At 72.1% G+C, this 473-nt stretch carries 1 pseudogene; it reads right to left on the bottom strand.

The window, feature by feature from the left end:
* Positions 1 to 448 (bottom strand): annotated as a pseudogene (locus MKK50_RS01110) (hypothetical protein); the annotation flags it as partial.
* Positions 449 to 473: the final 25 nt, after the last annotated feature.

Genomic DNA, 473 nt, shown 5'->3' on the forward strand with positions numbered 1-473 from the left:
CCTCGATCCGGTCGTTGCCGCCGTCATTGGTCTCGGTCGAGGCCACCTCGACGCGGACACCGGCGGCGAACAGAGCGTAGCCCTGGTCGCCGAGCACGATGTCGTTGCCGCCGAGCGCGGTGATGACGTCGGCACCCGTGCCGCCGATCACGAGGTTGTCGCCGCCGCCGACGTCGATGGTGTCGTCGTCGCCGAAGCCCGGATCGAGGCTCTCGGCCCGCTTCACACGGCCCTGCGCATCGAAGGTGACGTGGCCGTCGTCGCCGCACACGACATCGGCATCCGTATCCAGACGGCCCGCGCCGATCGTGTCGGCACCGAGACCGCCGAGCACCACGTCGGCACCCGCACCGCTGGTGATGGCGTCCCCCCCCCCGCCGGTGCGCTCGCTGACCACCCGCGCCCCGCTGCCCCGCCCGTAGTCGACGCGGCCGGTCTCTCTGAGCACACTGTCTCCGCCACAGCCCGTCGTC

The organism is Methylobacterium sp. J-043 (genome assembly GCF_022829505.1).
Lineage (GTDB): Bacteria > Pseudomonadota > Alphaproteobacteria > Rhizobiales > Beijerinckiaceae > Methylobacterium > Methylobacterium extorquens_A.